The organism is Arthrobacter sp. 260 (assembly GCF_013116745.1).
Classification (GTDB): Bacteria; Actinomycetota; Actinomycetes; order Actinomycetales; family Micrococcaceae; genus Arthrobacter_D.
Genome location: NZ_JABFOE010000006.1, coordinates 1 through 19,036, shown reverse-complemented (window position 1 = coordinate 19,036; position 19,036 = coordinate 1). Strand labels below are relative to the sequence as shown.

The 19,036-nt window shown below is 66.1% G+C and carries 18 protein-coding genes; 13 read left to right on the top strand and 5 right to left on the bottom strand.

The features are described 5' to 3' along the window. Positions 1-147 precede the first annotated feature (147 nt). Genes HMI57_RS08370 through HMI57_RS08355 form a run of 4 tightly spaced genes read left to right on the top strand, consistent with a single transcriptional unit; the run spans position 148 to position 3,875 of the window. Positions 148-789 carry an ABC transporter permease gene (locus HMI57_RS08370; RefSeq protein WP_171585499.1) on the top strand — a complete coding sequence of 214 codons (642 nt, stop codon included), beginning with the start codon at positions 148-150 and terminating at the stop codon, positions 787-789. Beyond that, entirely contained in the window at positions 782-2,038 is a 1,257-nt protein-coding gene (locus HMI57_RS08365) for an ABC transporter ATP-binding protein (protein WP_346655168.1), read from the top strand. Before HMI57_RS08370 ends, HMI57_RS08365 begins: the two co-directional genes overlap by 8 nt. After that, positions 2,035-2,817, top strand: coding sequence for an ABC transporter permease subunit (locus HMI57_RS08360; protein WP_171585498.1), 783 nt, complete (start codon positions 2,035-2,037; stop codon positions 2,815-2,817). Before HMI57_RS08365 ends, HMI57_RS08360 begins: the two co-directional genes overlap by 4 nt. Then, on the top strand, positions 2,817-3,875 hold the full coding sequence (locus HMI57_RS08355; RefSeq protein WP_171585497.1) for a glycine betaine ABC transporter substrate-binding protein: 1,059 nt from the start codon (positions 2,817-2,819) through the stop codon (positions 3,873-3,875). Before HMI57_RS08360 ends, HMI57_RS08355 begins: the two co-directional genes overlap by 1 nt. Positions 3,876-3,889: 14 nt before the next feature. Here the strand turns inward: HMI57_RS08355 and HMI57_RS08350 are convergent, their stop codons facing one another. Both HMI57_RS08350 and HMI57_RS08345 read right to left on the bottom strand, forming a co-directional pair. Then, the gene (locus HMI57_RS08350) at positions 3,890-5,041 is read right to left on the bottom strand and encodes an EAL domain-containing protein (protein WP_228721004.1); all 1,152 of its coding nucleotides are present in this window, start codon (positions 5,039-5,041) and stop codon (positions 3,890-3,892) included. Next, a complete protein-coding gene (locus tag HMI57_RS08345) occupies positions 5,038-5,214 on the bottom strand; it encodes a DUF1059 domain-containing protein (RefSeq protein WP_171585496.1) in 177 nt (58 codons plus the stop codon). Before HMI57_RS08345 ends, HMI57_RS08350 begins: the two co-directional genes overlap by 4 nt. A gap of 266 nt (positions 5,215-5,480) precedes the next feature. Here HMI57_RS08345 and HMI57_RS08340 point away from each other — a divergent pair, with 266 nt between their 5' ends. The 7 genes from HMI57_RS08340 to HMI57_RS08310 all read left to right on the top strand — a co-directional run bounded on the left by HMI57_RS08340 (position 5,481) and on the right by HMI57_RS08310 (position 14,060). Continuing rightward, positions 5,481-6,518, top strand: a complete 1,038-nt coding sequence (locus HMI57_RS08340; RefSeq protein ID WP_171585495.1) for a LacI family DNA-binding transcriptional regulator — start codon at positions 5,481-5,483, stop codon at positions 6,516-6,518. A 46-nt stretch (positions 6,519-6,564) separates the two neighbouring features. Continuing rightward, positions 6,565-7,857, top strand: coding sequence for an extracellular solute-binding protein (locus HMI57_RS08335; RefSeq protein WP_171585494.1), 1,293 nt, complete (start codon positions 6,565-6,567; stop codon positions 7,855-7,857). Between the two features lie 89 nt (positions 7,858-7,946). Then, positions 7,947-8,819: a sugar ABC transporter permease gene (locus HMI57_RS08330; protein ID WP_205208036.1), complete on the top strand. Its 873-nt coding sequence runs from the start codon at positions 7,947-7,949 to the stop codon at positions 8,817-8,819. Between the two features lies 1 nt (position 8,820). Further along, on the top strand, positions 8,821-9,738 hold the full coding sequence (locus HMI57_RS08325) for a carbohydrate ABC transporter permease (RefSeq protein WP_171585492.1): 918 nt from the start codon (positions 8,821-8,823) through the stop codon (positions 9,736-9,738). Between the two features lie 33 nt (positions 9,739-9,771). Next, positions 9,772-10,845: a glycosidase gene (locus tag HMI57_RS08320; protein WP_346655167.1), complete on the top strand. Its 1,074-nt coding sequence runs from the start codon at positions 9,772-9,774 to the stop codon at positions 10,843-10,845. Then, a complete protein-coding gene (locus tag HMI57_RS08315; protein WP_171585490.1) occupies positions 10,842-12,977 on the top strand; it encodes a hypothetical protein in 2,136 nt (711 codons plus the stop codon). The genes HMI57_RS08320 and HMI57_RS08315 overlap by 4 nt, the downstream gene beginning before the upstream one ends. Positions 12,978-13,148: 171 nt before the next feature. After that, entirely contained in the window at positions 13,149-14,060 is a 912-nt protein-coding gene (locus tag HMI57_RS08310) for a phosphodiesterase (RefSeq protein WP_171585489.1), read from the top strand. Positions 14,061-14,108: 48 nt separating this feature from the next. Here the strand turns inward: HMI57_RS08310 and HMI57_RS08305 are convergent, their stop codons facing one another. Together HMI57_RS08305 and HMI57_RS08300 are read right to left on the bottom strand one after the other, a co-directional pair. After that, a complete protein-coding gene (locus HMI57_RS08305; RefSeq protein ID WP_171585668.1) occupies positions 14,109-15,524 on the bottom strand; it encodes a stealth family protein in 1,416 nt (471 codons plus the stop codon). 264 nt (positions 15,525-15,788) lie between these two features. Beyond that, the gene (locus HMI57_RS08300) at positions 15,789-16,418 is read right to left on the bottom strand and encodes a DUF1684 domain-containing protein (protein ID WP_346655166.1); all 630 of its coding nucleotides are present in this window, start codon (positions 16,416-16,418) and stop codon (positions 15,789-15,791) included. 78 nt (positions 16,419-16,496) lie between these two features. Between HMI57_RS08300 and HMI57_RS08295 the strand changes: the two genes are divergently transcribed. Together HMI57_RS08295 and HMI57_RS08290 are read left to right on the top strand one after the other, a co-directional pair. Further along, positions 16,497-17,249 carry a sulfite exporter TauE/SafE family protein gene (locus HMI57_RS08295; RefSeq protein WP_346655165.1) on the top strand — a complete coding sequence of 251 codons (753 nt, stop codon included), beginning with the start codon at positions 16,497-16,499 and terminating at the stop codon, positions 17,247-17,249. 55 nt (positions 17,250-17,304) lie between these two features. After that, complete coding sequence (locus tag HMI57_RS08290; protein ID WP_171585486.1) at positions 17,305-18,591, top strand: DUF6350 family protein; 1,287 nt, start codon at positions 17,305-17,307, stop codon at positions 18,589-18,591. A gap of 26 nt (positions 18,592-18,617) precedes the next feature. Here the strand turns inward: HMI57_RS08290 and HMI57_RS08285 are convergent. Further along, a partial coding sequence (locus tag HMI57_RS08285) for a hypothetical protein (protein ID WP_171585485.1) occupies positions 18,618-19,036 on the bottom strand: 419 nt, incomplete at its 5' end.

The window sequence follows — 19,036 nt, the reverse complement described above, 5'->3', positions numbered from 1 at the left end:
GACATCGACGGCAAACCGTGACCATGGCGTGATGGTTCCTTTACATTGCTGTGCCTAGTGTGGACGGAAGGCCAATTCAATGCGCCTCGAAACTACTGAAAATGTGCCTGCGGGCTGATACGTAACCAAGGTGAAGAGGGTATTGATTTGTTGGATTTCTTTGGAGACCGGCTGCCTCAAATCCTGTTTGCTAGCTGGCAGCACTTTTCCCTGGTGGTCCAATGCCTGATCCTCGGAACCGTTATTGCGGTGGGACTCGCGGCGCTCGTGTACCGCAGCAACCTCTTCAGGTCGCTCGCCAATAGCGTCTCCGCCGTCGGCCTGACCATCCCGTCCTTCGCCTTCATTGGGCTCATGATCGCTCCGTTTGGGTTCGGTGTCACGCCCGCCGTGATCGTGGTGTCGTTCTTCGCAGCGCTCCCGATCCTTCGGAACGCGGTTGTCGGCCTGACCGGCATTGACCACGGCGTGGTGGAATCCGCCAGGGGGATCGGCATGAGCCGCTTCCGCACGCTCCTGCAGGTGGAGCTGCCGCTGGCCTGGCCGGTGATCCTCGCCGGGATCCGCGTTTCGGCGCAGATGGTGATGGGCATCGCCGCGATCACCGCCTATGCACTGGGCCCCGGGCTGGGAGGCTTCATCTTCTCCGGGCTGTCCCGCCTGGGCGGCGCCAACGCCCTGGAGTCCGTTGCCACCGGCGTCATCGCCGTCATCATTCTTGCCCTAATACTCGACGTTCTGCTCATCGGCCTCGGCCGACTAACCACCCCGCGAGGTATCCGTGTCTGAGATCCAATCCACAGCAACCGACAACTCCGGGACGCCCGGGAACGCCATTACCGGGGCCAGCATCCTGTTGGACAAGGTCACCAAACGCTACCCGGGGCAGGACAGCCCGGCGGTGGACGGTCTCACCCTGGAAATTCCCGCCGGTAAGATTGTCATGCTGGTTGGCCCCTCGGGCTGCGGCAAAACCACCACCCTCAAAATGATCAACCGGCTCATCGAGCCGACTGAGGGACGGATCGTCCTGGACGACGACGACGTCACCGACATCAACGGGGACAGCCTGCGACGCCGGATCGGCTATGTCATCCAGGCTGGTGGCCTGTTCCCCCACATGACTGTCTCAGCGAACATTGGGATCGTGCCGAAGATGCTCGGCTGGAGCAAGGACAGGATCGCCGCCCGGGTCGATGAGCTGCTGGAGCTGGTGTCCCTGGACGCTGCCCAGTACCGGGACCGTTTCCCCAAGGAACTCTCCGGTGGGCAGCAGCAGCGGGTGGGGGTGGCCCGCGCGCTCGCAGCGGACCCCCCGGTCCTGTTGATGGATGAGCCGTTCGGCGCCGTGGACCCGATCACCCGTCAGCGGCTCCAGGATGAGCTGCTGAACATCCAGGCCGAACTGCAGAAAACGATCGTCTGCGTGACCCACGACTTCGACGAGGCAGTGAAGCTCGGCGACTGGATTGCCATCTTCACCGACGGAGCCCAGCTGGTGCAGTACGACACCCCCGAAAGGATCCTCGCGAACCCAGCGAACGAGTTTGTCGAAAACTTTATCGGTTCCGGTGCCGGCCTGAAGCAGCTCACCCTGACCCGGGTCAACGAGGTGGACCTGGCCGACGCCGTGGTGGCCAGCAGCGGCGACCTTGCCAGCGATGTCCTCTCCCGGCTCGACCAGGCCCAGCACGACCACGCAGTGATCGTCGACGGGAAGAACCGCCCCATCCAGTGGCTCACCCGCCGCCAGCTCACCCGGCTGGACCGGGTTACCGACGACCGTGACGCCAAACTCCCGGTGGTCGGCGACCGCGCGACCCTCAATGACGCGCTGGACACCATGCTGGTCTCCAGCGCCGGCGCTGCCCTCGTCACGGGGAAGCGGGACGCCTTCCTGGGCGTGATCGACGTCGAGACGGTGATGGATGCGATCGGACGCGCCCACACGCACGCCCGGTCGGCGCACTCCTCCGGACGTCCGGTGGGAGTCAACACCGGAACCCTGCAGGCAGTCACCGAAGGAAACGGGCAGTGAGCGCTGCCGCGCCCGCCCAGACTCCCCAGGCACTCGCCGCCCAATCGGATGTAGCCGGACCCTCCTGGCGCCCGCTGATCTACCAGCTGGCTGGAATCCTGCTGGCCCTCGCTGCCCTGGTGGCCTGGGCGCTGACGGCAGACCTGTCGGAGACCGAGCTCAACACCCTGAACCCCGATTCCCTCCTCGGTTACACCCTCGAACACCTCGCCCTGACGGCGGTATCGGCAGTGATCGTGCTGCTGATCGCGATTCCGCTGGGGATCGTGCTGACCCGCGGTCCATTCCGGCGGCTGACCGGACCGGTGCTCGCCGTCGTCAACGTGGGCCAGGCAGCTCCCGCGATCGGCCTGATCGTGCTCCTCGCCTCCTGGCAGGGGTTCGGCTTCAACGCGGCGATCACCGCACTGGTGCTCTACGCGCTGCTGCCGGTCCTGCGCAACACCATGGTGGGCATCAACCAGGTGGACGAACGGCTGGTCGAAGCAGGGCGGGGCATGGGCATGAGTGCCCTAGCCGTGCTGTTCAGGGTGGAACTTCCCCTGGCGGTCCCGGTGATGCTCGCGGGGATCCGCACCGCGCTGGTCCTCCTCGTCGGCACCGCAGCGCTCGCAGCATTCATCAATGGCGGTGGCCTGGGCATTCTGATCATTACCGGAGTCAACCTCAACCTTGTCAGCGTCCTGGTGGTCGGCTCGGTCCTCGTGGCCCTGCTCGCCCTCCTGGTCGACTGGATTGGGCGCGTCGTTGAACACGTCGCCCGCCCGAAAGGACTCTGATGCGTTTCACCACTACCCCCACCGCCGCGGCAATACCCGCTACGGCGACCCGCACCCTGACCCGTCGTCTCGGCGGCGCCGCTGCGATCCTGTCGGCCGGGTTGCTGGCCTCGGGCTGCGGTCTGCAGCCCGCCACCTCCTACGTTCCCGTCGCGGGACCCGGCAGCATTGAAGAGATTGTGGACGGCGAGCCGCTGACCGTCACGTCGAAGAACTTCACCGAGCAGCTGATTCTCGGCAAGATCTCGGTCCTTGCCGGACAGGCAGCTGGGTTTGACGTCACTGACCTCACCAATGTGCCCGGCAGCCAGCCCGTCCGGGAGCTGCTGCTCGCCGGACAGGCGGATGTCACCTGGGAGTACACCGGCACGGCCTGGCTCACCTATCTCGGCATGTCCGAGGGGTTCCCGAACCAGGAGGAGCAGTTCGCGGCCGTCTACGAGGCGGACCTGGAGAACGGTCTCACCTGGGGGGATTCGGCGCCTCTGAACAACACGTATGCGATAGCGGTGCGGAGTGAGGCAGTCGAGGAGTTGGGTGGGATCAGTACCATCTCCGAGATCGCAAAGCTGCCGGTGGAGGAGCGGACGTTCTGCGTGGAGGCCGAGTTCAACTCCCGGCCGGACGGCATGAACCCGATGCTGGCCCACTACGGGATGGAGCGCGGCGCATCCGAGGGGGTCCCCGATGACAACATCAGTATCTTCGACACCGGCGCCGTCTACACGGCGACCGATAACGGCGACTGCAACTTTGGTGAGGTGTTCTCGACTGACGGCCGGATCGACGCTCTGGACCTGACCATCCTGGAGGACGACCTGGGCTTCTTCCCCGCCTATAACGCGGCGCCGGTCTTCTTCTCCGAGACCCTGCAGGCATACCCTGCACTGGAGGAGGTTTTCGGGGCAATCGCACCCACCCTGACCGATGAGGCGTTGCGGGCAATGAACCGGCGCGTCGATGTCGAAGGCGAGGAGCCAGCGGACGTTGCCTTTGACTTCATGGTGGAGCAGGGCTTCATCTCCGAACCCGACGGGTTACTCGGCGCCGGCAGCTAGGTGTACCCAGATAGCTAGGGAACCGGCACCGGCGCGGTCAGCGCGGTGATCATCCGTTCCAGTCGGGCGATCCCGGCAAACCGTCCGGCGTTGTCGGTCACCAGCAGTGGGTCGAACCGGTAGGAGGGCTCACGGGTCATCGAGCGGTCGAGGGCGTCCCCGAGCGGAGTGTCAAGGTTGGCGCGCATCCCCTGGCTCACCACGCCGAGGGCAGCGGCGTCGGGCGTCACCAGTGAGACCGGCCGCAGGTCGGCGTCGATCAGCACCACCGATCCCAGCCCGGGGTCGCGAGTGAAAGCGTCCACTGCCTGGGTCAGGGACAGGACGGCGGGCGCGTGCTCGACGACGTCGCGCAGGACCGTGCGCTCGACGCTTGCCTGCCGGGCGGCGAGGCGGTGCGCCACCTCAAGTTCCACCCCTGCCCACGGCGGCCCGGGCCGGGCCAGGAGGTACCCCTGGACCAGGGGAACGCCGAGACTGACCAGGGTGTCGAGCTCCTCGACCCGCTCCACACCTTCGGCGAGGATCCAGGCGTCGACCCGGCCAGCGAAAATGCCGAGCATCTCGATCAGTGCACGTTTTGCCTCATCGCGGTCGACGTCGAGGATCAGTTCGCGGTCAATCTTGATCATCGAGGGGCGCAGCTGCAGCAGGTGGCGCAGGCCCGCATAGCCTGCACCCGCATCGTCGACCGCGATCAGGGCGCCCGCTGACCGCAGCTGGTGCAGATCCGGTTCCAGCTCAAGGTAGGAGTCGATGGGAGTCTGCTCGGTGAGTTCGACGATCAGGCCACCGAGGTTGCCCTCCTGGCGCCAGACGCTGCGGATCTCCTCGGTGGTCAACAGCTCGGGGGAGACGTTGAGGGTCAGAAAGCAGTTGGGAGGCAGGCTGGCCCGCTCCCGCAGGGCCACCTTGAGGGTGGCTGACTCCAGGTCCGCGCTCCTGCCATGGCGGCGTGCAGCTGCAAACCAGGCCTCCGGGTTCCGTTCAGCGAATCCGGGGAAGCGTGCGAGCGCCTCGTACCCGACGACGGTGCCCCGGGATGTATCGACGATCGGCTGGTAGGCGGTGGCCAGACCTTCTCCCCGGCAGGCGGCCGCCAGCAACGAGTCCCAGTCCGGCGCCGCCAGGGCACCGGACTGGGAGGGGTCGGCGGTGGAGCTCAACTCACCGGCTGGATGGCACCGCGGACCGACTGGACCAGCTCGTCCGGGATGGTGGTCAACCCGTGGGCGGCAGCGGCATGCGCTCCCACCTGGACCAGGATTTCGTCCTCGGTGCTGCACACCCAGCGGGCGTCGCAACCGGGAACCACATCACCACATGCAAACGACTTCATCGGATCTCCTTGTACTACGCCTTCGTTGGCGCTGAATTAACCTGTTTGTTTTCTACCGCAGCCTGCGGCATATATTCGCCCCGGCGACGCAGAAAGACTGCTGCACCACCGGCGCGAATTCCCCCACATCCCGAAGACGTCCTTGACTATCGGCAACTGAACCGGTTTAGTTAAGGCTACTTAACCGGTTAAGTGATATGAATCACTGTACGGCGTGCTTCAGCACCTCGTTACCCCGGACCACCTAGACGAGGAAGTCGACAGCGATGCGGGTAACGATCAGCGACGTAGCGCGTGCCGCTGGCGTGAGCAAAGGGGCAGTGTCCTATGCACTCAACGGCCAGGCGGGGGTCAGCGAGGACACCCGCAGGCGCATCCTCAGCACCGCGGCAGCCCTCGGCTGGACACCCAGCCTCCGTGCCAGGTCGTTGTCCTCCTCGAAGGCCTATGCGCTGGGCCTGGTCGTTGCCCGGGACCCCCGGCTTCTGGGAAGCGACCCGTTCTTTCCCTCGTTCATCGCCGGTATCGAAACCACGCTGGCCGACCGCGGCTACTCCCTGGTGCTGACCGTCGCCACCAAGACCGGCTCCGAGGAGTCCAGCTACCGCAGGCTGGCCCACGAGGGCCGCGTGGACGGGGTCATCCTCAGCGACATGCGCACCAACGATTCCCGGATCGCCCTGCTCCTGGAGCTGGGGCTCGCGGCCGTCACGCTGAACCGGCCGGAAACACCCTCACCCTTTCCCGCGGTCTGCATGGATGACACCGAGGGCATCAGCGAGGCCGTCCAGCACCTCATCGACCTGGGCCACACCCGGATCGCCCATGTGGGCGGAAGCCAGCACTACATCCACGGCCTCAGCCGCCGGAACGCCTGGGCAAACACCCTCGAACTGAACGGTCTGGCAACCGACCTTTTCGTCGAGGCCGACTTCGGCGCCGTCCAGGGGGTGGCCGCGACCGCCGACCTGCTGGGACGGGCAAATCCACCGACCGCCATCGTGTACGCAAATGACATCATGGCCACCGCAGGCCAGGCTTACGCCCAACAGCAGGGACTGCGCATCCCCCATGACCTCTCGGTTACCGGCTACGACAACACCGAGTACGCCCAGTACCTCACCCCGGCCCTGAGCAGTATTGGCAGTGACCCGCTGCGCTGGGGGAGCGCCGCAGCCCAGGTCCTGCTCAACCAGCTCGAAGGCACCCACGACGGCGAGGACGTCGTCCTTCCCGCCCCACGACTTATTACCCGCGGGTCCTCCGCGGCACCCCACGGCCGGAACACCACTGGCAGTCAGTAACAGCACATCACCAACAGAAGCAAAATGTGATCTAGGAGAAAACGCAATGACGCGATACACCAAACGAGCACTGGCCATCACGGCCACCGCCATGATGGGTCTCGGCCTCGCCGCCTGCGGTGGCGGCGGCGGGGACGCAGCAGCGGACGGGGAACTCACCAGCGGCCCCATCACCATCTGGTACTCGAACAACCAGCAGGAAGTCGCCTGGGGCGAAGCCATGGTGGAAGCCTGGAACGCTGACAACCCGGACCAGGAGGTCACCGCCCAGGAGATCCCCGCGGGCACCAGCTCCGAAGAGGTGATTGCCGCGGCCATCACCGCCGGCAACGCCCCGTGCATCGTGATGAACACGGCGCCTGTCGCCGTCCCGCAGTTCCAGGAAATGGGCGGGCTGGTCCCGCTGGACACCTTCGAGGACGGGGTGGAGTACGTCGAATCCCGCAGCGGTGACGTCGCCGACCAGTACAAGTCGGCTGACGGCCAGTACTACCAGCTGCCCTGGAAATCGAACCCAGTGGTCCTGTACTACAACAAGGACCTGTTCGAGGCGGCAGGCCTCGACCCCGAGAACCCGGCCCTCGGGACGCAGGACGAACTCCTGGAGACCTCCCGCACCCTCGTCGAGTCCGGTGCCGCAGAGTACGCCATGTGGCCGTCGCCGGCCGGTGAGTTCTACCAGTCCTGGTTCGACTTCTACCCCTTCTTTGCCGCCGCGTCCGGCGGATCCCAGCTGGTCGTTGACGGGGAGGCAGCTTTCAACACCGAAGAGGGCAAGGCTGTGGCTGGCATGTGGCAAACCATGTATGAGGAAGGACTCTCCTCACAGGAGGCCTACACCGGCGACTCCTTCGTCGATGGCAAGGCAGCGATCGCCATTTCTGGTCCGTGGGCCATCCCGGTCTACGGTGACGACGTGAACTGGGGAACCGCACCGGTTCCGGGGCTGGCAGAGGGCGATGAAAGCTACACCTTCTCCGACGCGAAGAACATGGCCATCTACTCGGCCTGCGACAACAAGCAGACGGCCTGGGATCTGATGAAGTTCGCCACCAGCGAGGAACAGGACGGTGCCCTGCTCGAGGCCACCGGCCAGATGCCGATCCGTGCCGACCTGACCGAGGCGTACGCCGAGTACTTCGAGGCCAACCCGGCCTACACCGAATTCGCCGACCAGGCCTCACGGGCCGTCGAGGTACCGAACGTGCCCAACTCGGTGGAGATCTGGCAGACCTTCCGTGACGCCTACGGCGCCTCGGTGATCTTCGGCAACGAGACAGTCGATGACGCGTTCACCACTGCCGCAGAGGAAATCACCAATCTCGCCTCCGAAGAGTAGGCGGACCGACGGTGACCACTTCAACCACCGTCGGTAAGCCGCGGGATCCGGGCACCAGCCCGGCTCCCGCCCCCCGCCGGCGCAAAAACCTGCTGGGACGTCAGCCCCTCGGGATCGTGTTCAGCGCACCATACGTGATTTTCATCCTCGCGGTGCTCGCGTTTCCCCTCGGCTACGCCGTCTACATTTCGTTTCACGACTTCTTCTTCACCGCTCCGGGCGTCGCCGTCGAACGGCCCTTCGTCGGCTTCGACAACTACGCAGCAGTCCTCACGGATCCCGACGTCGGCCGGTCGTTCGCCAACATCGGCGTTTTCCTGATCATCAACGTTCCGCTCACCGTGGGACTCTCCCTGATACTGGCTAACGCGCTGAACCGGGTCACCCGGTTCCGCACCTTCTTCAGGGTCAGCTACTACGTTCCCTACGTGACGGCCAGCGTCGCAGTCGTCGGGGTGTGGCTGTTCCTATTTGCCCAGAACGGCCTGGTCAACTCGATCCTCGGCCCACTGGGTCCGGACCCGTCCTGGCTGGTCAACTCGGGCCTGGCCATGCCCACTATCGCCCTGTATGTGACCTGGAAGCAGCTCGGATTCTTCATCCTGCTCTATCTGGCCGCGCTGCAGAACATCCCCGAGGAACTCTACGAGTCCGCCTCGGTGGACGGAGCGGGCAAGGTCAGGCAGTTCTGGTCCATCACGGTCCCCAGCGTGCGGCCGGCCAGCTTCCTGGTGACGCTGCTCGCCACCATCACCGGCGCGAACCTCTTCACCGAGCCCTACCTCCTCACCGGGGGTGGCGGACCGGACGGCGCCTCGACGTCACCGGTGTTCCTCATGTACCAAGAGGGCATCCTGCAGGGCAACCCCGACACCGCAGCGGCACTGGGCGTCATCCTGGTGCTCGGCGTTCTGCTCCTGGCATTCCTCCAACGCCGCTTTATCGGCGGAAAGGACGACTGAAATGGCCAAGGACTACCAGCCGACCCTCAGCACGACGCCGGTCACCCCGGCCGTCACTCCGGCTCCCCGCGCCTCATCGACCGAGAAGCAGCGCGGGCTGCGGCCGGTCAGCTTCATCCTGCTCGCCGTCGGCGCGTTTGTGTTCCTGTTTCCCTTCTATTACATGTTTATCGGTTCCCTGCAGACCGAACCCGACACCTCCGTGGCGGGGGCATTCCCCAACTTCGAGAACATCACCGGGGCGAACTATGTGTTGATCGACGAGTCGATCAACCTCTTTCGGGGCCTGGTCAACTCGGGGATCTTCACCGGAGGGGTGATTGCGTGCACGGTCCTCTTCGGCATTCCGGTGGGGTACGCTCTGGCGCAGCTGCAGTTCCGTGGCCGCGGTGCGGTGTTCGCGCTGCTGCTGCTGGTGCAGATGGTGCCCTTCCAGCTGCTGCTGATCCCGTTGTACGTGCTGATTGTGCGTGACTACGGGCTGGCGGACAGCTACCTGGGGATGATCCTGCCGTTCGCAATCAACTCCACAGCGGTTTTCGTGTTCAGGCAGTACTTCCTGCAATTGCCCGCCTCCCTGTTCGAGGCGGCCCGGATCGACGGTGCGTCTGAACTGCGGATCCTGCTGCAGATCGCCATCCCCCTGGTGCGGCCAGCCATCGTGACAGCCATCCTGCTGACCTTCATCGGGCCGTGGAACGAATTCCTGTGGCCGTTCCTGGTCACCAAGGACACCGCGTTCCAACCGCTCGCGGTGTCGCTCGCAAACTACATCTCCAACGTCGCGGCGACCGCAGCCAACCCGTTCGGCGCCATCCTGGCCGGTGCCTGCGTGCTCGCGGCACCCGCCGTCGCACTGTTCATCGTCTTCCAACGACAGTTCATCTCCACCAATATCGGATCAAGCGCAAAGGGCTGACCAACCATGACTTCGCAAAGCATTGCAACACCTGTGACCTCACTACCCACCGTTCCGTTCACGCTCACGCGTGCCGGTGTCATCATGACTCCCGAGGAGGGCAACGAGTTCGAAGCTGACGGTGTCCTCAACCCGGCCAGCGGCCGCGGCCCGGACGGAGAGCTGTACCTGCTGCCGCGTCTCGTCTCCAAGGGCAACGTGTCCCGCGTGGGTCTGGCGAAAATCATCATCGAAAATGGGGTGCCCACCGGGGTGGACCGGATGGGAGTGGTCCTCGCCCCCGACGAAGGCTGGGAACGCGGCACCAACAATGCGGGCACCGAGGACCCCCGCACCACCTGGGTCCCCTCGCTGGGCCTGCACCTGATGACCTACGTGGCGTACGGCCCGCTGGGGCCGCGGATGGCCTTCGCCCACTCCACCGACCTCAGGTCGTGGCAGCGACTGGGCCCGTGCTTCTTCGAATACAAGGCTGAGCTGTCGATGGACCTGAACCTGTTCCCCAACAAGGACGGGGTGTTCTTCCCCGAACCGGTCAACGACCCCGACGGCGTCCCCTCCTACGCGCTCCTGCACCGCCCCATGTGGGACCTGGGCTGGATCCGTGAAGGCGAGGGCGAACACCTTCCCGCCGGGATCACCGACAACCGGCCCGGCATCTGGATTTCCTATGTGTCGGTGGAGGACGTCGAGAGGGACATCCGGAACCTGGTGCACATGGGCAAACACACCCTCGTGGCGATGAGTGAGTTCGAGTTCGAGGAGCTCAAGATCGGCGGCGGCCCACCACCGATCCGGGTGGACGAGGGCTGGCTGATCATCCACCACGGGGTGGCCGGAGCGCTGGAGAAATCCGCGTTCGACCACCAGCAGAAGGTCAATTACTCGGCGGCGGCAATGATCCTCTCCGCTGATGACCCTTCGATCGTGATTGCCCGCAGCCGTGAACCCCTGCTGCAGCCCGAGACGGACGACGAGAAGTCGGGCATTGTGCCCAACGTAGTCTTCCCGACCGCCATTGAGGAGATTGACGGTCAGCTATTCGTCTTCTACGGCATGGCGGACTCCAAAATCGGTGTGGCCCGCCTCGATCGGGTAGTGGCATGAGCCCCCGGGCCGCACGCATCCCGTGCCTGGCGGTTAGCGCGGCACTCGCGTTTGTCGGCGTCGGGATGGCACCGGTCGCGGCAGCACCGGGCCCCGTCTCCCTGGCTCCGGCGGGTTCCACCTTCCTGGCACCGGCCCCTGCGGAGACTGCGCCCGTGACCAACACCTCCCATCTGGACTGGTTGCTCGAGGAGGTGCCAGTTCCCACGATCGAGGGCCACAGCACCTACCGTTCGGAGGAACAGCCGGCGGCGCTGGCGCCGTGGACCTATGCCGACCGGAACGACGACGGCACCTACCGCAAGATCGGCGGCGGCAACCTCGACGCCGAGGGGAACTGGAGCCAGGGCGCCTACAACGCCGATGACATCTCCCGCACAGCTGTGGTCTACCTCAGGCACTGGCAGCAGACCGGCAGCGAGGCGAGCAGGGAATCAGCCTTCCAGACCCTGCGTTCGCTGGCCTACCTGCAGACCACTGACGGCCCCAACGCAGGCAATGTGGTGCTGTGGCAGCAGACCGACGGGGATCTCAACCCGAGCGCCGAACCGATCGAGCTTCCCGATCCCAGCGATTCCGCCGAGTCCTACTGGGTGGCCCGCACGGTGTGGGCGCTCGGCGAGGGGTACGCGGCGTTCCGCGACGCCGACCCCGAGTTCGCCGCGTTCCTGCAGGACCGCCTCCACCTGTCCCTGGATGCGCTGAACCGGCAGTCACTGGGCCAGTACGGCCAGTACGAGATGGCCGACGGCAAACAGGTCCCCGCCTGGCTGATCGCCGACGGCGCCGACTCGTCAGCCGAGGCCGTGCTGGGACTGTCGGCGTACGTCGAGGCGGCGCCAACGGATGAGGTGGCGCGGACCGCACTGGTTCGCCTCAGCGAGGGCATCGCCGAAATGTCATCGGGTGATACCCAGGCGTGGCCCTTCGGCGCCATCCTGCCGTGGACCAAGTCCCAGACCTTCTGGCACGCCTGGGGCGGCATGGCTCCGGCCGCCGTCGCCGATGCCTCGGTGGTGCTGGACCGTCAGGACCTGGCTGACGCCGCTGTGCGTGACACCGCAGGGTTCACCGCGCAGTTGATCGCCGCTGGCGGGCCTGACAACGCGTGGACCCCCACGCCGTCGGAACAGGTCCAGATCGCCAACGGCGTGGACTCACGGCTGCAAAGCCTGGTTGCCACGGCCGAGGCGACCGGCGCGACCGGGCTGTACGAGCTGGCGGCGGTGATGGGCGGCTGGTACTTCGGCGCCAATCGCAGCGGCGAGCCCACCTACAACCCAGCCACCGGTGTCACCTTCGACGGTGTCCAGGCGGACGGGTCCGTGAACTTCAACTCGGGAGCCGAATCCACCATCCACGGGCTGCTGTCGATGCTGGTGCTCGACGCCCACCCGGAGCTGAAGGCTGACGCCCTGGGCATCAATGAGACAGTCGCCACCGACGGGCTCACGGTGGTGGAGGCGGAGTCCGGTGCCATCAGGGGGAACGGCTCAATGGTGACGGCCGAGTCCGCGTGGACAGGCGAAGCCAACATCTCGGGCGGTGCGTTCGCGCAGCTCGGCAACGGCGCACGGCTCCGCATCCCGGTGCCGGCACACCAGCAGGACCGGAACGTGTACCCGATCGTGAACCGCACCATCGAGGAGGCGGGGACCACCTCCTGGTCCGGGAAGCGGAAGCTCGGCACCACCCCCAACGGTGGCGCCGGTGAGCAGGGCATCACCGACGCGCCGGGCCTGCTGCAGCCGTTCAGCCTGGACCGGGAGCTGGCAAAGGGCGAACGAACAGTGACAGCCTTGGTCCGGGGAGCCGCGTCGATCGATGCGCTCCTACTCCAACCGGTGATCTCCTCGGTGACGGTTGATGGGCCGGCGGGGGAGTCCACCATCTATGTCAGCGCTTCCGGGAAGAAGTCGCTGCATACGGTTGACGTACCCCGCGGCTATCGGCTGGAACAGCAGGCCTTCGACGCGGCCGGCCAGCCGGTGAAGGTGCCGGGTAGCAGGGACTCCGGCGGCAAGGGTTCCAGCAGCAAGGGGCCGGACGGCGGGAAAGGCCATGGCAAGGGCCACGATAAGGTCTACCTCGCGCCGGGCGGGTTCACCGAAACCTCGCTGGTCCGCCGGTAGGGAGTACTCCGCGGCCGGGCTTCGGCCCGGCCGCGGAGCCCCCGGGAAGGGTCAATCTCGCACCGTTATCCGACTTGCCGTACTGTGTTCACCCTGTATTGGTTTGATCTCTGCTTTGATGGAGGTCAATTAGGTTGTAAACGGTCACCGCCAGCTACCTAGAAGGTCACCATGAATTACCGGACGGCCGAGCATCCTCGGCCGCAGCAGTTTATCCTCCACCTCAGCGACACTCACCTGCTCGGCGGGTCCGGGCCACTGTACGGGGCGGTGGATAGCGAAGCCCGGTTGCGTCAGATCTTTGACGAGCTCGAAACGTCGGGCGCCAGACCCGAGGCGCTGGTTTTCACCGGTGACCTCGCCGACAAGGGCGAGGCCGACGCCTACACGAAGCTGCGCGCGATAGTTGAGCCCGCCGCAGCGAAGCTCGGCGCCGAGGTGATCTGGGCGATGGGCAACCACGACGACCGCGCCAATTTCCGGGTCGGGCTGCTGGACCAGGCGCCGGACGCGTCCCCCGTTGACCGCAGCTACCTCATCAACGGGCTGCGGATCATCACCCTCGACTCCACGGTGCCGGGTCACCACTACGGCGAGTTCAGCCACGACCAGCTGGTGTGGCTGGCCAACGAACTGCTCACCCCGGCACCCCACGGCACCCTGCTGGCCCTGCACCATCCCCCGATCCCCTGCATCCAGGATCTCTCGGTCCTCGTGGAGCTGCGCGGCCAGCGGCAGCTCGCCGACGTCGTCGCAGGGTCCGATGTCCGTGGCATCCTGGCGGGTCACCTGCACTACTCCACCACCGCCACTTTCGCCGGTGTGCCGGTGTCGGTGGCGTCGGCCACCTGCTACACGCAGGACCTGGGGTACGACGGCGGCGGCACCCGCGGGCAGGACGGCGCCCAGGCGTACAACTTGGTGCACGTCTACGAGGACACGATCGTGCACTCGGTGGTCCCCATCGGCGCCTACCGGCCGGTCGGCGAGACCGTCCCGCTGGTCGAAACCCGCCGCCGGCTGGACGCGGCGGGCGTGCGGATCGCCGACGCGGCACCGGCCCGCCAGCTCACCGGGGCCTAGCCTCTCAGCCGGGGGCGGGCTCGCCCCCGGCTGCCGGAACCGTGCGGCCTACTTCTCCCAGGGTGCCTTGATCGGGAAGTACTTCTCCAGGAAATCTGTCACCAGGTGCGCCCGCTCGTCGGCGGGCACTTCAGGGAAGCTCCCGTCATTGAGGCAGAAGAAATCGGTGTGCCGTTTGTCGAGCAGTTTGTTCAGGCTCCGCAGCCCCGACCGCATGGTGGTGTCGATGTACTGGACCTTGGCCGATTCCTGGGTGACAGCCCGTCCGGTGAGCAGTGCGTAGTAGTGGTACAGCGAGTTGGTCACCGAGATGTTGTCCTTGGCACGGAACCGTGAGGCGGCGGTCGCCGCAAACTCGGCGGAGAACTCCTCCTCCATCTCCAGCAGCACGCTCCGGCGCAGTGGAGCCGCCGTGTGCTCCAGGTGGCGGGTGGTGATCCTGCCGAAGCGTTCGTGCAGCAGCCTCCGGTTCACCCGGGCAGCATTCTCGAAGCCGCTGCGTTCGGCGTCGTTGTCGCCCAACCCAATCCGGGTATCGGCCTGGATGAACTTGGTGATCCCGCCGGGGGAGAAGAACATTTCGGGGGACACCGGGCGGCCGAAGAACATGTCGTCGTTGGAGTACAGGAAGTGTTCCGACAATCCGGGAATGTGCTGCAGCTGGCTCTCGACCGCCTGCGAGTTGTGGGTCGGGAGGACCGATGGGTCCCTGAAATGCTCTTCCGACCGGACCAGGGTCACCGAGGGGTGATCGGCCAGCCACTCAGGGGCGTCCGAGTCGGTGGCAATGAAGATCCGGCGGATCCACGGCGCGAACATGTACACGGACCGCAGGGCGTACTTCAGCTCGTTGATCTGCCGGAAACGGGCCTCATGGTCGTCGCCCTCACCTACCACTGCGTCCTTCATCCGGGCGGCGCGGGCGGCCTGGTACTCGGCTGAACTGCCGTCCACCCAGGAGAAGACCAGATCAATCTCGAAGTCGATGTCGGTGGCATGGTCGGCGAACATGTTGTCGATGGTCGGCCACATCAGGCCGTGCCGTTCGACCGAGCCGCGGACCACCTCCGAGGAGGGCAGGGTGCGGCGGGTGAGGGAGTTCTCCACCGGTAGTTCGATGGCGTCGCCGTCGAGCGACCACAGTTCAATTTGCACGCCGGCGGACGGGCCGAAGGACAGGCCGCCGATCGGTTCGATGCGGGGCCGGAACAGGCGGAAGATGCGGGCCTTCGCGCTGTGCGAGAGCGAGCCGTCGGTGACCAGCAGGGTGGTGCGGCGTTTGGTGTCTACGGTGCGTGAGTAGAACGGTTCGTCGCGGCAGGCGGAGACCAGTGCGTCCCGCAGCCGTTCGCGGTACTTGAGGTCGATCGCGATGACGGGACGCTCGTCGTTGCCGCGGACCAGCAGGTACTCGATGCCGGCGTCGTCGAGCGCGGCGCGGATGAACAGGAGGTCCTCGACCATGGCCTGGTGCGGGGTCACGCTCTGGTTGATCAGGGTGAAGCGGCGCTTGACGGTGGTGATGTCGGTGCGGTCAGTGAAACGCGCGACCGCGGCGCGGGACGCCGACTCGAGGACTTCGGCCTCGTTGACCGGCTCGGGAGCCCCGAAATAGATATCGTGTTGGGCAGCAGTATCCGTAATGGGTTCCTCCAAAGGGGGTAACAGGAGTGTTTAGTCCATGATAAAGCCTGCTGCTTACTTGCCCGTCGGCGCGCGGAACACCCGCTAGTAGGTGGAGTACAGCTCACCGACGCGCAGTTCCGCGTCCACCCGGTTGTCCGGCCCTGGAAGTGGGCAGGCCCATGCCTCGTCGTAGGCGCAGGACGGGTTGTAGGCAAAGTTCAGGTCGATGACCACCTTGTCGCCAGCCATTCCGAGGTGCGCGCCCTTGACCGTATCCAGCACGTAACGCCCACCCCCGTAGGTGCCGTCATCCTGGCCACCCGAGCCGTCGCGCAATGGCAGGAACAGCCCGCCGCCGTAGGAAGCGAGCCGCCACAGGGCCAGCCGGCCCACGCCGTCGAGGCCCACGGTGCCGAGCCGCTGGAACGTCACGGTCCCGTCGGTGCCGGTGGGGACGTCCATTTCCTCGCCCACGCCGTCGTCGTCGATCACTGCCTCGAACCGGTAGTCCGCCTGGTACGGGGCTACCGCGAGGCCGTCGAAGGACGCCTTCGCCGTGTCGTCCAGGGGCGACGCCGGGTGGGTGGCGAACAGCCTGTCGCGGCCCGCGCGCCACAGGTCATGCGCCGCCGACGACGATCCGGCCGCCGCGCTCTCGCGCACCTGGCGGTAGAGCTCGAAAACCTGGTTGCGCCAGTCGGCGATGTGCAGTGCTGTGGTCGCTGTTGGCATCATCCAAGCCTAGCGGCCCCGTACCGGCGGTCCGTCACGGAACAGGAAATACAGTTGCCCAGGCGTACTGTGTCATCTGTGACCACCGGCATCTTCTTCATCGTTCTCTTCTCCATCCTGCTCGGCGCGGTAGCGCAGCGGATCGCCGGCCTTGGCTTCGCCCTGCTCATCGCGCCGTTCCTGGTGATCATTCTCGGGCCGCATGAGGGTGTGATCCTCGTCAACATTTGCGGGGTGGTGTCCTCCACTCTCATTGTGGGACGGGTCTGGAAAGACATCGACTGGAGCATGTTCAGGTGGCTGGCGATCCCCTCCCTCTTCGGGTCGGTGCCCGGCTCGGTGGCCGCTGTGATGCTTCCGTCCGCTCCGCTCTCGGTGACCGTTGGAGCGGTCGTCCTGGTTGCGCTATCGGTGTCGCTGGTGCTGCAACGCTCGTCAGTGGTGGTCAAGGGCAATACGCCGAAGGTGGTGGCCGGGTTTACCGCGGGCCTGACCAACTCGATGGCAGGGGTGGGCGGGCCGGCGGTCAGCGCCTACGCGCTGCTGTCCCGTTGGCCCCAGCGGCAGTTCGCCGCGACGCTGCAACCGTTCTTCGTGGTGATCGGGCTGATGACCCTGATCGTCAAGCTCAGCCTCGATCCCACCGACGCCCCCGCACTCCAGTGGTGGATGTGGTCGGCCATCGGCGTCGTGATCGTGATCGGAATCTTCACCGGGGAGAAACTTGGCCGCTTCATCAAGGACGATCACGCCCGGTTCTTTGTGATTGTGATCGCATTCCTTGGTGCCGGGGCCGCGCTGGTCAAGGGACTGATGGACCTGCTGGTCTAGTCCCGGCCCGAGTCGCTGGACATGCAACGCGGCTCCCGGTGGCACCATTGAGGTGATGAAACTTCCTCTCCGTATGCCCGGTCGGCGAGCCCTGCCCATGCCCCTGTGGTTACAGGGTGTGTTTGAGCTGGCCCAGTCAGCAGTGATCTCCGGGCTACTGATCCTGGTACCCCTGGCCGCCGTGTGGTTGGCGGGAGGGTTCGGCGACAGGACCCCCGACGCCATGGCGCAGCTGGGAGGGCAGATCTGGCTCCTCATCCACGGGGTGCCCCTGGAAGTAACCTTTGCGGCGGCTGAGCCCGACGGCGCCGGCACTACCGGCATCCTCTCGCTAGTGCCGCTGGGCCTGACGCTCATCCCGTTCCTGCTGTCCTGGCGTGCTGGCCGGCGGCTCGCCCGGGCCTCGTACTCCGACCAGCTCTGGCAGGGCGTGGTGGGCGCACTCGGCATCTACGCAGTGATCGGCGCCTCGGTCGCCTACCTCAGCTCCACCGCTGAAGCGGCGATCCAGCTGGCCGCTGGCGCCCTCATCCCGCTGCTGTCGGCGGGCCTTGGCCTGGTGATCGGTGCCTACCGTGAGGCCGGGGCGTGGAGCCGGCTGATCGGCGTCGATGGCGTCGCCTGGCTGGCACGCACCAGCCAGCACTCGCGGTGGGCCGGGTCCTACGCCTGGTCCTGTCTGCGCGCCGGATTCGTTGCCCTCACCATCTCCCTGGGGCTGTCAGCGGTACTGCTCGCTGTCACATTCGGCTTCCGCTGGGCCGAGATGGCGGCCGTCTACCAGCGTCTTGACGCTGGGATCATCGGCGGCAGCGCCCTCACCCTGGCGCAGCTCGGTTTCCTCCCCAACCTGGTGGTGTGGACCCTCTCCTGGGCGTCCGGTGCAGGATTCGCCCTGGGCTCGGGCAGCGCGATCACCCCGCTGACCACCAGCGCCGGGCCGCTCCCGGCCCTGCCCGTGCTGGGCGCAGTGCCGCCCGGCACCCTCGAATACGGTCTGGCCGCCCTCGCCATCCCGGTTCTGGCTGGACTGCTGGCGGGGTGGTGGTTCTTCAGGGAAGGCGAAAACCACCTCGACGAGTGGCTGGAAATCAAGATGGAGGCCCGCTGGTTCACCGCCAGCGTCTCGACCGTCTGCGCGGCCGTGCTGATCGGCCTGGCCGCCGGAGCCATGGCAGCGGTTGTTGCCTGGCTCTCCCACGCCTCGCTCGGCCTGGGCCGGCTGGTGGATCTGGGGCCCAACCCGCTCTGGGTGGGGCTGTTCATCGCCGGCGAGGTGGCGGTCGGCGTCGTCGTCGGCTATGCCGCCGGACCGCTGCTGGAGCGGGAGAAGCGCGCCTAGACCGGGACTTCCCAGACTGGGACTGCTCAGGAGCCGCCGGGGAGGAACCCGCCGAGGTTCATCAGGTCGTCCTGGCACTTGGCCTGGGCAGCATTGGTGAGGGCGGTGCTCATGCACTCCTCGTATTCGACGGTGACCGGCCACAGGGCCACCTGGGCGCCGGTACCCAGCACCAGGAACGCTGTTGCTCCAAGACCCACCATTGTGGTGATGCGGAGCAGAGCCGGAAGCTTGTCCCGCACCGCCCGAACGAGGGCGAAGATCCCCAGCACCAGGGCCACCAGACCCAGGACGAGGCCGATCACCTTCCACGGCAGGGGAAGGGTGCCCGTGAGGACAGCACCGAGCATCGCCAGCAGGAACCACCTGAAGTAGCTCCGCGTCCTGGCCAGCTCCTGTTCCGCAGGCGACCCGGGGGTGGGCGCGCCGGGGGCAGGTTTAGCGG